Annotated in this window: 9 protein-coding genes; 2 read left to right on the top strand and 7 right to left on the bottom strand. The window is 45.6% G+C overall.

Annotation, left to right across the window (positions count from 1 at the left end; translation table 11 throughout):
• Window positions 1-101: 101 nt before the first annotated feature.
• The 4 genes from QWZ04_RS00730 to QWZ04_RS00715 form a co-directional block, all read right to left on the bottom strand.
• Window positions 102-1,058 (bottom strand): GntR family transcriptional regulator, encoded by a 957-nt coding sequence (locus QWZ04_RS00730; protein WP_290324038.1) that lies wholly within the window; start codon window positions 1,056-1,058, stop codon window positions 102-104.
• Between the two features lie 126 nt (window positions 1,059-1,184).
• Complete coding sequence (fhuB, locus tag QWZ04_RS00725) at window positions 1,185-3,182, bottom strand: Fe(3+)-hydroxamate ABC transporter permease FhuB (RefSeq protein ID WP_290324036.1); 1,998 nt, start codon at window positions 3,180-3,182, stop codon at window positions 1,185-1,187.
• Window positions 3,183-3,184: 2 nt separating this feature from the next.
• Entirely contained in the window at window positions 3,185-4,087 is a 903-nt protein-coding gene (locus QWZ04_RS00720; RefSeq protein WP_290324033.1) for an ABC transporter substrate-binding protein, read from the bottom strand.
• A 31-nt stretch (window positions 4,088-4,118) separates the two neighbouring features.
• On the bottom strand, window positions 4,119-4,886 hold the full coding sequence (locus QWZ04_RS00715) for an ABC transporter ATP-binding protein (protein ID WP_290324032.1): 768 nt from the start codon (window positions 4,884-4,886) through the stop codon (window positions 4,119-4,121).
• A gap of 149 nt (window positions 4,887-5,035) precedes the next feature.
• Here QWZ04_RS00715 and QWZ04_RS00710 point away from each other — a divergent pair, with 149 nt between their 5' ends.
• The gene (locus tag QWZ04_RS00710) at window positions 5,036-6,244 is read left to right on the top strand and encodes an MFS transporter (protein ID WP_290324030.1); all 1,209 of its coding nucleotides are present in this window, start codon (window positions 5,036-5,038) and stop codon (window positions 6,242-6,244) included.
• Here QWZ04_RS00710 and QWZ04_RS00705 read toward each other — a convergent pair.
• Window positions 6,241-6,972: a siderophore ferric iron reductase gene (locus tag QWZ04_RS00705; protein ID WP_290324079.1), complete on the bottom strand. Its 732-nt coding sequence runs from the start codon at window positions 6,970-6,972 to the stop codon at window positions 6,241-6,243. The genes QWZ04_RS00710 and QWZ04_RS00705 overlap by 4 nt on opposite strands.
• 201 nt (window positions 6,973-7,173) lie before the next feature.
• On the opposite strand from QWZ04_RS00705, the gene QWZ04_RS00700 reads away from it, so the two are divergent.
• A complete protein-coding gene (locus QWZ04_RS00700) occupies window positions 7,174-7,671 on the top strand; it encodes a DUF2867 domain-containing protein (RefSeq protein ID WP_290324029.1) in 498 nt (165 codons plus the stop codon).
• A 65-nt stretch (window positions 7,672-7,736) separates the two neighbouring features.
• Here the strand turns inward: QWZ04_RS00700 and QWZ04_RS00695 are convergent, their stop codons facing one another.
• Both QWZ04_RS00695 and QWZ04_RS00690 read right to left on the bottom strand, forming a co-directional pair.
• Window positions 7,737-9,779, bottom strand: a complete 2,043-nt coding sequence (locus QWZ04_RS00695; protein ID WP_290324027.1) for a methyl-accepting chemotaxis protein — start codon at window positions 9,777-9,779, stop codon at window positions 7,737-7,739.
• 98 nt (window positions 9,780-9,877) lie between these two features.
• Window positions 9,878-12,163 (bottom strand): glycoside hydrolase family 9 protein, encoded by a 2,286-nt coding sequence (locus tag QWZ04_RS00690; RefSeq protein WP_290324025.1) that lies wholly within the window; start codon window positions 12,161-12,163, stop codon window positions 9,878-9,880.
• Window positions 12,164-12,258 lie beyond the last annotated feature (95 nt).

Below are 12,258 nucleotides of genomic sequence, written 5' to 3'. Positions count from 1 at the left end.
AAGTACGTGATGTTCTTTAAAAGAAAGTAAATCAACGAATGATCTTGGAGAGAAAAAAAGCAGCCTAATTTCGGCTGCTTCTAGCGCTTGACTGACTAAGACTAGTTTAACTTTTCAGCAATACTATTAATGAGGCTCTCACGTTGTTGCTGTGAAATATTCATCACATCCTTATAGGTGCGTTTCATCACTCGGATGTCATTTTCGAGCAACTCTGCCAATTTGGTTGCTGCGGCTTGATTATCGCCATCAAACACCAATTCCATGATGTCTAACCGACGTTGGCAAGAACGACTCACCGACGACTGAATGTGCATTGATACTAAGTCCGTCGCTTTTCTAAGGCGATTTTGCTGCTGCATCACACCCAATAGGAATCGGTTTCCCGAACAGCTTGCCAGAAGTTCATGGAAATCGGCGCTCAGGCTAAACAGCTGACTTGCAGTAACGGACTCTGGCTCGGCGATTGCCTTTGTGTGCCTATCTCGACAATGTTCAAGTTTGACGAGATCTAGCTTCCAAGTGGGCTCGAGTAAGCCTGCCGGCTCAAAGATTAACCGACATCGGTAACTCTCTGCGTGCCTTTCCTGTGTATTCAACACACCGTCGAGTTGCCACTTGTAGCCCGGACTGCGGCGAAAGATGGCATCGCTTTCTAACAGACGCAATACACTCTGTATTTCCCCTCGATTAGCTTGATAACGTTGTTGTAGGTCTTTTTCAGAAAATGACGCACCAAGTTCTCCAAAAAACAGATCCATCAGCACGCGCAGATACAACTGCTCTTGCCGAGCTTGCTCATTACTGCCGCCACTTTCAATGTTGATGTCGGCAGCATTAACCTGCAAAACAAAGCCTTTATACGGAACGGCCTTACAAATACCCTGTGCAGATAAGTGAGTTAACATCGCTCGTAGCGGTGTTCTAGACACTTCAAATTCTTGCGCTAATGAGGACTCGTTCAAGCTGCTTCCGGCGCTGGCATTTTCTGCTTTCAGCCTGGCAACAACCTTGAATAACAGATCTTGTTGAAGTTGGGTAATTGCGGTCATGTCCATGAAATTCTTAAATATAGTTATTGCTCTTAACCCCATGGTAAACACAAACGCTGTGCATTGCTATACATTGTGTTTTTGCCATGAAAACACAATAAACGCAGGCATCAATACAACGACCGCCAAGGCTTAACGCCTCATGAGGTATAAGAAGTAACTGCCACCGATCAACGATGCCAATAACCCTGCTGGGAATTGCCATGGAAACCACAGGGTTCGACCAATCCAGTCTGCCGTGACCATGATGATGGCTCCTAACAAGGCGGCGGTGAGCATTTGCGGAATGGCTCGATATTGATGAAGTGAGCGGGCTATATGAGGAGCTAACAAGCCAATAAAACTCAGAGGGCCGATAACAATAGTACACAATGTGGTGAGCGCTGCGACTAACAAAAGCAACACTAAACGTACCGCGGTGGTGTTCATGCCAATACTGGTTGTTGCAACGTCACCTAAGCCAATAAGCTCAATCCAGCGATGTAAAGACAGGGCGAGCGCCCCCACAATAGTAACGCCTATCGCCAACAAGACCACATCTTGGTTAGCCACTAAGTAGGTTGAACCAGAGAGCCAAGTCAACAACGCGGTCGCATTGTCATTTCCCGAACTCATTACAATTCGAAGCACAGCGTCTAAGCCTGCGCTCAATGCGATACCGGTTAGCAAGGTTTGTGTAGGGGCGAAATTGTGTTTTCGGCCCATTAACCACACCAATACGGTGACCACCACCGCGCCAAACGTGCCGAGCAACATTTGCTGCTCTCGGCCAACAGCAGTACCAAACATGGTACCCAAAACTAATGCTAATGCCGCGCCAGAGCTAATCCCCAAGATTTCTGGGCTTGCCATGGGGTTATTGGAAATCCGTTGAATGATTGTTCCCGCAAACGCAAGCCCCACACCAGCAAGCAAAGCAACCAAGACTCGCGGTACACGCAGATCAAATAGGTCTTGGTTTAGCTCCAGACTCCATCCGTATTGATTCTTGCCCAACGTTACGGCTAGGACAGACACAAGCCCAAGCAGCGCTGACATAGCAATAAGTATTTTGGGTGTATCAACAAGTTTGTATTGCTCTGTGTGCTCCGTGCGGCTTTTTAAATCTGAATGCAGCTTTGTTCTTTGGAGCAACCACAAGAGGAATGGCGCCCCTAACAGTGCGGTCATTGCTCCGGTCGGTAGCAGCTCCCCTCCAACTCCTGAGAAAGGCTGAATCACCAAATCGACCAGCAATAGCATTAGGCTTCCGACACAACCACTGATCATGATTTGTTTCGCCAACGTTCTCGCGCCCAACATCCTAGCAATGGCAGGCGCAACAATACCAACAAAGCCAATCAAACCCACTTCACTGACCACGGCGGCGGTAATAAAAATAGCCAGTGATAAACACAACAGTTTCACTTGTTTAATATTGACGCCAAGTGACGTGGCGACGTTATCACCAAACTGTAACGCCGCTAACGGACGCTGCAGCACCAGCAGTAAAGCTGTAGGAACAAAAACCAACGGCAGTAAAACCTGAGTACTCGACCAGTCATTCTGGTTCAGAGCCCCCGCCCCCCAAACAAACAGGCTAGTTAAGCGTTGTTCATGCAGCATAAGCAACATGGTATTTAACGACCCCAAAAATAAGCTAACCACCATGCCCGCAAGCACCATATGTAAAGGAGAAAAACCTCTTGCCGAACTCAAGACAAAGACCAACCCGGTAGCAAGACAACCTCCGATAAATGCAGGAACAAACCCAGGAATAATCACGTTGGCAGGCAACAATAGAATGCCCAATACCATGCCAAGTTCGGCCCCGGCAGAAACGCCCAAGGTAGTCGGTGATGCAATAGGGTTACGCAGTACGAACTGCATCACACACCCGGCTACCGCCAATGCGAAGCCACAAATTAAGGCCACGGTCAGCCTAGGTAAATAGGTTAACTGAGTAATGAGATGTTGATAATTTGACCCGTCGAAATGAAAAAGGGTATCCCAAATGAGCCCAATTCCTTGAGAGTAAGGTGCCGTAATATGAAGTAATGAGCCGATGACCAAAACAGCAGCGCATAATAGCGCTGCTGTTTTTAAATTGACCCGCCCAGATGATGGGATTGAGAGCGATGAGGTTGTCATTATTATTTTGTGATTTGTCCGGTAAGCTGTTGTGCTATGTGATCACTGAATCTTTGCGCAGCGATAAGTCCACCAAAAGTCCAAATAGCAGGAAGCTCATAGACCGAGTCCGTACGTGTAAACTCCATAAGTTGCCATAACGGTGACTGAGTCAACTGCTCACGCTGCTCATCTTTAAGGGGGCCAAAAATCATCACGTTTGTCTGTTGGTGCTCAGCCAACTTCTCGGTTCCAGCGGTGCTAAAGCCCCATAAATTTGTTGGTTCTTGCCAGTCATTTTTAAGCCCCATAATATCAACAGAGGCTTGAGCTAATGAGCCTTGGCTGTGAATACGCAGAGTTTTGTCATTGATAAAGCGGGCAAACAACAGTGGTTTATTAGACGTTTCTGACGCTCGTACTTTCACGCCATTATCTTTCAGCAGCTGATCTGTTTGTGCAATCACTTGTTCAGCTTGCTTCTCTTTGTTGAACAGTTTACCTAACGATAAAGTGACTGATTTGGCTGATTCTAACGGCTGTTTCTTTTCACTGTAGATACTAAACACCAGAACAGGAGCAATGCTGTTTAGTTGATTGTATGCCGCCGCCATATGGGCGCTAATTAAGATAACGTCTGGCTTAAGCTCTGTCAGCAATTCAAGGTTTGGCTCACGTCGCGAGCCCACATCGATGACTTCTGCATTCAGCGCAGGTTCAACAACCCATTGTTGATAACCTTTTGCGTCTGCAACACCTTCAAGCTCAACCCCAAGGCTCAATACTGTTTCTGTAAGAGCCCAGTCTAACGCCACCACTTTTTGTGGCGTCGTATTGAAAGAAGCGGTGCCCATTTCATGTGTTACATCAAGCGCATAAACGTTGAAAGTGAAGGCGGCACACAGCGCCGTAATAAGCTTTTTCACAACAAATTCCTTTTGATTAAAGATTGTGGATTTATGAGATGTAGCTAATCGGTTGCCCGGTTTCGGGGTGCTCAAATAGAGCGAGTTCCATGCCGTAGATTTGCATCAGTGTGTCAGGGGTCATCATTTTTTTTGGGGTGCCAGAGGCAATCACATTTCCGGAATGAAGCGCAACCAACTGATCGCTGAATTTGGCTGCCATGTTGACATCGTGAAGCACCATGATGACCGTTAAGCCTAGTGACTGATTGAGATCTCGGATTAATGCTAACAATTCGTGTTGGTGAGCCACATCCAATGCGGAAGTCGGCTCATCAAGCAAAATGCATTGGCTTTGTTGAGCCAGCAACATCGCAACCCAAGCTCTTTGTCTTTCACCGCCCGACAAAGTTGCGACAAATCGATTCGCGAACGCGCTTAGGCCTACTTTTTCAATGGCGTCATCGACAATGGCGTAATCATTTTTACTGTAACGCCCAAAAGCCCCTTTCCAAGGATACCGACCAAAGCACGCCAACTCTCTAACCGTCACACCATCAGTGATTGGTGGGTGTTGTGGCAAGTAAGCAACACGATGCGCAAATTCAAGATGACTGTACGAAGAAACTAACTGATTATCGAAGAGTACTTGGCCTTGAGTCGGCGTATTTTGTCGACTTAACAGCTTAACCAATGTGGATTTCCCACAGCCATTATGACCCAGTAAGGTCGTTATCTGGTTTGGTTCAAACGTCAGGTTCGTCGGAGCAAGAATCGTCTTGCCGTCGATATCGAAAGATGTATTGGTAAGCTGGTACATATCAAATACGAAGTTGAGTTATCGGCTAATAGACGTTAATGTTATCACATTAAAATTATAATGATAATAATTCACATAATCAATAAGCTTATCATTACCCTAAAATAATCATAAATGAGCTTTCTTACACTTTGTAGTACCCACAACCTATGTCAGTTATAAAAAATAAACGGTTTCACTTAATCGCCATCAGCCTGGTTTCCGCATTGATGGGAATCGGCCAAAACGGCCTACTGATTTCTTTGCCTTTTCTTATTGAACATTCGGCATTCAGTTTGCCCACTTGGTCAGTTTTCATCGCAATAGGCAGCGTGCTGTTTTTGCCATCAGCCCCCCTATGGGGACGCTATAGTGACAAGCATGGCCCCAAAAAGGTGATCATTCAGGCTCTTATTGGCATGGCGGTCAGCTTTTCATTGCTGTGCTGGTTTGCGATTGCCAGTAAAAATAGCGAAGCTTCTTATCTTCTATGCTTCATAGGGCTAATCGTTGCTCGAATTATCTATGGCTGCACGGTTTCGGGGATGGTTCCTGCAAGCCAGCATTGGGCGATTCTTCTTTGTGGTGATAAAGCCCGTATTCAAGCAATTACGTCAATCAGTATCGGCTTAAGTGCTGGTCGCTTAGTTGGGCCAATCATTTCCCTCTTGGCACTCAAGATCTCGCCGTTCGCACCTTTGATCATTATGATCTTGCTGCCCTGTATTGCGTTAGCCACCACACTATTATTGCCCGCGCCTAACAAGAACGCTGAACCTCAAGATCAAACGTTGCCAACACCTTGGCTTCCCCAAAGAACGCTAGCGCCTTTCTTAATGAGTGGTCTATTGCTGTGCGCCGCAATCGCCTTACTTCAGTACAGTTTTTCTCCACTGATTTTAGCGGTAACGAGCTGGTCTACGGCACAATTAAGCAACGGCATTGGCCTATTGCTGACGATAAGTGCAGCGTGTACGTTCATCACTCAGGCTTTGGTGATAAAAAAGAAGAAGTTAACGCCGTTTGTTATGTACCGCTTTGGTGGGATATTTTTAGTCGTAGGATTTGCGCTTTTCTTGTTACCTAGCATCTGGGGGTTTGGAATTGCGATGGCTGTGACCTCTGTTGGCGCAGCGCTGCTTGTTCCCGCCTACACATCATCGGCAACGGAAAAACATAACGACGCTCCCGCTACCGTCGCCGGTTACATTTCTATGTCTCATACCATAGGGTATGGCTTAGCATCACTGCTGGCATTTACGTCAACGCTTAGCCCACTTTACCCTATCTACCTTTGCATCGCGTTTTCTGTTCTCATTCTTGCCACTGGCTACTTATCAGAAAATACCGAAACAGCCAAAACAGGCGGGCTGCCTTAACGTTTATTGTCTCGGTGCCGTGGGCAGTCTAAGCACAACTTCCTGCCGTCACATTTAATCACCAAACAGCAACTCGTTCGCACTAGGCTGAGCTGCTTTGATTCTTCGTTGTAAGTCAAAGAAGCCATCAGCTTTTCTGGTAAGTTGCAGGCAATCAACCATTGTTTAGCTTGTTCAAACAGATAGTCTTTGGTTAAGTTAGAAGAAAATTGGCTCAATTTAACCAGACAGCCGAGTATGCCGTCTGCGATAAGATGACGAGTAAAGCCCGGCCGAATCCGAACCCATTCACTCATCTCTTGTTGATAATATTTGAACAGAATACTGAGTTCCCGACCAGCTTGTAATATCAGTTCTTGTTCACTACCTTGCGTGTAGTGATCAGAGTCAAACTGATATCCGGCTACAAAGTTAGGATGAACCTGCTGACCCATTGTAGAAAGTGGTGGTAGGCCCCGACACGCATAGATCGCAATGAATGCTACATAGACGGGTTGCCAGCAAAGCAAAGTCCATGTCCGAGTGAGCCAGTATGGCGCCCCTGCTTCCGGGTGAGAACGCTTCAAACTTTCATAAAGCTCACGAATGCATTCGGAACTAGGAAGATCAACGTGAATAGTGGATCCGGCTAAAGTCTCATTAGGTGAGAAATTAATGGCCCCTTTCAAGTACGGAGTCACTTGTACTGAGTGCTCAAAAAGGTGCTCATAAAACGGTTGCCCACTCATTGTATTCATTCTTATTCTGATCAATTCGTGGTGAGAGCATAAATAAACCCACCCCCACTTACAAATGATTCTCATTTTTCTTGTTTTTAATTACTGTTGAAATGTTAGTATTATTTTGGACACTAATTAGCCTATTTGGATCTTCACTGATCTGATAGTAAGCATCCATTTTTGTATAGGTACCAATAACAAGGACGTATTATGACAATCCCGGAAGGCACTTTGATCAGCAGTATGCTTGATAACGCCTACTTCTCTGATACTCACAACGTCAACATTCGTTATGAAGATCAGTCCGCTCTTGAAATCTACATGTTGATGGCCCAAGACACACCGCGCTGGGTCAATAGCCTGATGATGCTGCGTAATCAAATTGTTTCTAAGATGGGGTTAAAACACTTGGGAAAAATGACCGACTTTAGCTCCGACAAGCCAAGTAATGAGTATCAAATCGGTGATCAGCTCGGGATCTTCTCCATATACTCATTAAGCCATGAAGAAGTAATTTTGGAAGACAGAGACAAACATTTGGATGTACGGCTTTCATTTTTCATTGAGCCGAATGGAGGCACCGCCACCTTACACGCCAGCAGTGTTGTTCACGTCAAGAACACATTCGGCAAAGTGTATATGTTCTTTGTGGCTCCTGTTCATAAGCTCATTGTGCCTGCTACGTTAAAAAGACTACCGTTGCGGTAGTCTCTTGTTATTCAGGCTCTAACGGGCTTGTCTAATGACTTTATCTAACGTTTTTACCTAACGGCTTATGCCGTTTTTGCAGCATCTGTTATGAAAGAGTCGGTCAGACTTTGCTGATGTTGAGCCATGGCCTCAAGTTGTTCTCCATGGCTTGCCAGAGCATTCGCTAAGTTTGCGTTGGCATCTGCTAGCTCATGGATTCGGCTGATGTTCTTCGTCACTTCCGTTGCTGCAAGCTGATGCTGTCCCGTTGATGAAGCAATAAGATGGCTTTGCTGTTCAATTTCATTAAGTAATTGATGAACTTCGACCAACTCCATATGAACACCGTCCGACTGCTTCACGTATTTCGTCATATACCCAACACATTCTCCAACCTTTGCAACAGCGTCTCCTGAGCGCCCTTGAAGCTGTTCAATTTTCAATTGAATTTCTCGAGTTGATTGCGTCGTTTTGGCCGCCAGAACCCGAACTTCATCAGCTACAACCGAGAAACCTCGCCCGTGTTCACCGGCTCGCGCAGCTTCAATGGCGGCGTTAAGGGCCAGCAAATTGGTCTGCTCTGAAATACTAGAAATAACATCCAAGATCGATTCAATACTGCGACTTTCGTGATCCACTTGTTCAATAAGCCCTGTTGCGCCACTTAAGTGTTCTGATAGCTCTTGCATCAACTCGATGCTTTGCTTCATCTGTGATTGCCCACTGGTCGACTTTGCCACCGCATCATTCACTAAACTCAGCGACGAACTTGAAGAGTTAGCGATTTCCGTTACCGAGCATTCTATCTGCTCCATTGCGGTGGCGACTTGAATGGTTTCATTGGCTTGTTGCTGAATAGCGGCTTTCAGTTCCTCACTGGTGTGCTGATTTTCCAACGAAGCATGATTCAGCTCAGAAGAAGATCGGTTGATCTGATTGATCATCTCCGCAAGGTGCTCAATCACCAAGTTAACTTTCGACGATAGCAAACCAAATTCATTGCGTTTGCTGTATATCACTTTGCTAGACAAATCTTTGTTGGACACTTTATCTAATGTGTTATTAACCAACTTACTCGGCTTTCTGATCGACTGCGCTATCATCAAACCAATCAAAATGGCCAATACGGTTGAGGCTACAACGATCGTGACTAACATGACTTTCGCTTGCTCTGCCTGAGCATAGGAGTCTTGATAAAGAGTTTGGGCCATCGCTTGAGCATAATCAGACAAGGCCCTAATCGCCACTAGCTGTACATCAATCACGGCTTCCAACTCTAGATTGAGTTCAGACATCGATTCTGCACTCTCAATTTGTTGACGAGAAATAGCCAATACACTGTCTTTCGAAAAAACCAGCTGACTAAAGATATAAACCGTGGTTTCGATGTTAGAGTATAGATCTGGGGCTAGATTATCTAATGCTTGACCTGCATCTTCAAAACGCTCTTTACGTTGTTTCATTTGTCTTTCGACCGCTTTAACTTCAAAAGAGTCGGCCATCATAAACGCTTTATTTAACTGACTTTCAATTAAGCTCACTTGAGACGCAAACTGCTCAATAGCCTGCTTCACCTGCGTACTGCCCGCTTGGTTTACTCGTTGATTCAACTGACTGGCCAATTGAGAGGCGGTCATCGAAAACTGCGACTGCTTATCTTGCACCTCATCTTTACCGTCTAAATAGTGCTCATATTGCGTCATAACCTGCTGTAAGTGTCCGAACGCCCGTTGATTATTAGCAACAATATCATTCACGAAGACGGCAAGTTCTGAGTCTTTTTCCGCTCGTCTTTCAAACCACGCCAATGTTTCAAAATACTGGGAAAGAGCATTGTCTATTTCTGTCTTGTACGGGGGTAATTCATCAATGTAATCAACATTCAAGTAAGGCGTTAAACGCCGATTGATGTTCAGAAAATTGATAGTCAGTTCCGATGAATATTGTAATACCGGCGCAGAATCACGCTCAATCATCACTAACTTATTGCTGACGTTATTGTTACTGGTAATGCTCAACCACGCCGAGATAAGCATAACCGCAATCAAAATGGCAAAGCCAAGGTACACCTTTCCTACAATGGAATGACGCCAATGATAGGTAAGGGCAAATTTGGATGAATTCATAACTATTCCATTCTCTGTACTGCTGTTTTAATGACAATAACAACGCCTATGTTTCAACGTCACAAAGCGCTCATATTCCCGACTCAATTATTCGCGATTCAGTGATTCAATTTCCCTTCATCAAGTGCTGCACTTACCCAAACTAATGGGGCATTCCAGTTGATGGTAATTTCATTGAGAGACCAAGCATTGATGTTGTCTCGATAGCAGGTTTGCCCGACACAATTCCCTTTCATCTTCGCTGCAATTGGGTCACTAAAACTCACGGAGTTCGGGCCACCGATAAGCGCACCAGGAGCAGGAGACGGAGAGTTCTCGTCCGCGGCTTTAGCCCAAAAACGATGATGAGGGTTCTTAGCAAAGTTGCTTCCGTAACCGGTAACGTACGAGATGTTGATTGGATTCGCGCCTAAGATGTAATCCATCGCACTTGCTGCGGATTTTAGGTAACGAACATCGCTTGTAAAGTCATTGGCATAAACCAGAAATAAACTGCGATTCACCAAATTGGAATTCGAACCCCAAGGGTATTGAGTCACGCTATAAGGAATGTTGTATCCCTCATTTTTCATTTGCGACTGATAGTTATCTGCGGTACCAATGATGGCTTGTTGGGCTTGCTTAATGGCATCACTTCCCAATTGATTGGGCACAATGGCCAAACTGATGGTGCCTAGCGGCGCCGTATATTGCCAAAACATGTCGCCTTCAGACGCGACATTGCCTTTAGGGACGTTTAGATACAGTGGTGAAGATTGAACGACATCTTTATAGGCATCATTACTTGTCGTTATGTATAACTCCGCCGCGGCCCAATAGAACTCATCGGCCAATTCTAGATCGTCGTATGGCCCAGATCCGGTGAAATTATTGTAGGCATAAATATCTTGGTGTTGCTGGGCGGATTGCCATGCAGACTCTGCAGAAGCCAAACAACGCTGCGCGAATTTAACGTCGATATCTCGCCAAATACGTGCACATTGAGCACCAATCGCAGCAAGGTTTAATGTTGCAGCGGTACTCGGTTGACCAACGTACCTTTTTTGCGGGTCTTTATGTGGAGGCAGCGGCATACCTGTCCATGCTTCATCGGCCACTTTATGAAAGGCCATGTTAGATGCATCAATTTTTGTCAGCGTCAGCTTTTTACTGGCCGATTGATCACCAATAGGTGCATAAACTTGCTTGCCTGGGGGAATTTGCATTGCCAACATGAATTCAACGTTCCAGCGCGCTTCTGACAGCAAACCGTTCACACCATCGTTTTCTTCGGGCATGCGAGCATCATCAAATGGCATGCTGGCACCATTAACCCAAAGACCACGCTCGTACAGGTTTAATAACGTCCACGTTGAAATACCGCTATTGACCGTATATTTGCCATGGTCGCCAGCGTCGTACCAGCCACCGGTAACGTCGACTTCAAAGTCGCATCCCGGCCAATGATTCCCCCACGCATCTTGCTTGTCAAAACACGTTACGACATCGCTCGGGTGACCTGCGGGCCTGGCCAAATCGTCTCTTTGCACGTACTGCTTATCAATGGCAATGCCGCTGCGGTTTTGATAAAAATACGACAAAGCATCGTACTTAAGTTGCTGGTAGATACTGGAGTTAATATCAAATGGGAAGCTACTCTCGCCATCCACCACAACCGATAGGCCAGTCAGAATCGATGTATAAGCGGTTAAGTCTATCTTATGTAGGTTCTCCCCAGAGGCCTTGTTCATCCCCGTAGGAATAGTGCGCCCCATATCAGTGCTAATGCCATCTGCATTTTTCATCACCCAGCGAAGAGGTTCGGTTGAATCTGAAGCAATAAACACCAATTTGTTCGATTTTGGTAAAAAACCAATTTGATTCAACCGAATAGGAGAGATTTTAGCCGTTTCAGTGTACGGCTTTCCTTGCAGTGAAACATTAGAAACACAAATCGTGGCTTTCTTTTGAGCCCCCATTTGAAATTGGAATTCAGCCCCTGCATCACTGTCATTTTCTTGAATGAACTTGTAGTGATACGACTGACGCTGCTGAGTAAGTAACGTATCGGTGACGAAGTGGTGTGTATAGGGAGGCCCCTCATGTTGAATGAGAGTTTTGACTTGCGTATCAATATTAGACCGAGCATCAAAGTTAAGTTCATAGGCTTCACCTTTCTCGAGCCCAACCCCACCTTGGCCTAGTATGATGTCCCAGGTATTACTGCCGGGGTTACCGATTTCAATACAGACTTCGGAATCACCAATAGCAACGCTACCACCGGCATTCCACCAGCCATCCATTGCGTTACCAAACAACCCGTTTCGGATCATTTCTTCAGCCAGTATTGAGGGCGCATTTAACACGCACCCAACCATAATCACCCATGTAAACCGATTACTCATACTACGTCCTCCGTGAAGATTTCTTTCAAAATAAAGTAGATAAGTTCGATGGTATATGGAGCGATAAGGTGTTTGTGACAGTAACAGGTGATAAT

This window comes from Vibrio tapetis subsp. quintayensis, from assembly GCF_030409945.1.
GTDB classification, from domain to species: Bacteria; Pseudomonadota; Gammaproteobacteria; order Enterobacterales; family Vibrionaceae; genus Vibrio; species Vibrio quintayensis.
Note: the sequence above shows the minus strand (reverse complement) of the source record. Positions and strands in the feature narration are given on the sequence as shown.

Excerpts from the sequence above, each read along its gene's own strand:
- QWZ04_RS00730 (WP_290324038.1), bottom strand. The coding sequence starts at position 1,058 with ATGGACATGACCGCAATTACCCAACTTCAACAAGATCTGTTATTCAAG.
- fhuB (WP_290324036.1), bottom strand. The coding sequence starts at position 3,182 with ATGACAACCTCATCGCTCTCAATCCCATCATCTGGGCGGGTCAATTTA.
- QWZ04_RS00715 (WP_290324032.1), bottom strand. The coding sequence starts at position 4,886 with ATGTACCAGCTTACCAATACATCTTTCGATATCGACGGCAAGACGATT.
- QWZ04_RS00710 (WP_290324030.1), top strand. The coding sequence starts at position 5,036 with ATGTCAGTTATAAAAAATAAACGGTTTCACTTAATCGCCATCAGCCTG.
- QWZ04_RS00705 (WP_290324079.1), bottom strand. The coding sequence starts at position 6,972 with ATGAGTGGGCAACCGTTTTATGAGCACCTTTTTGAGCACTCAGTACAA.
- QWZ04_RS00700 (WP_290324029.1), top strand. The coding sequence starts at position 7,174 with ATGACAATCCCGGAAGGCACTTTGATCAGCAGTATGCTTGATAACGCC.
- QWZ04_RS00695 (WP_290324027.1), bottom strand. The coding sequence starts at position 9,779 with ATGAATTCATCCAAATTTGCCCTTACCTATCATTGGCGTCATTCCATT.
- QWZ04_RS00690 (WP_290324025.1), bottom strand. The coding sequence starts at position 12,163 with ATGAGTAATCGGTTTACATGGGTGATTATGGTTGGGTGCGTGTTAAAT.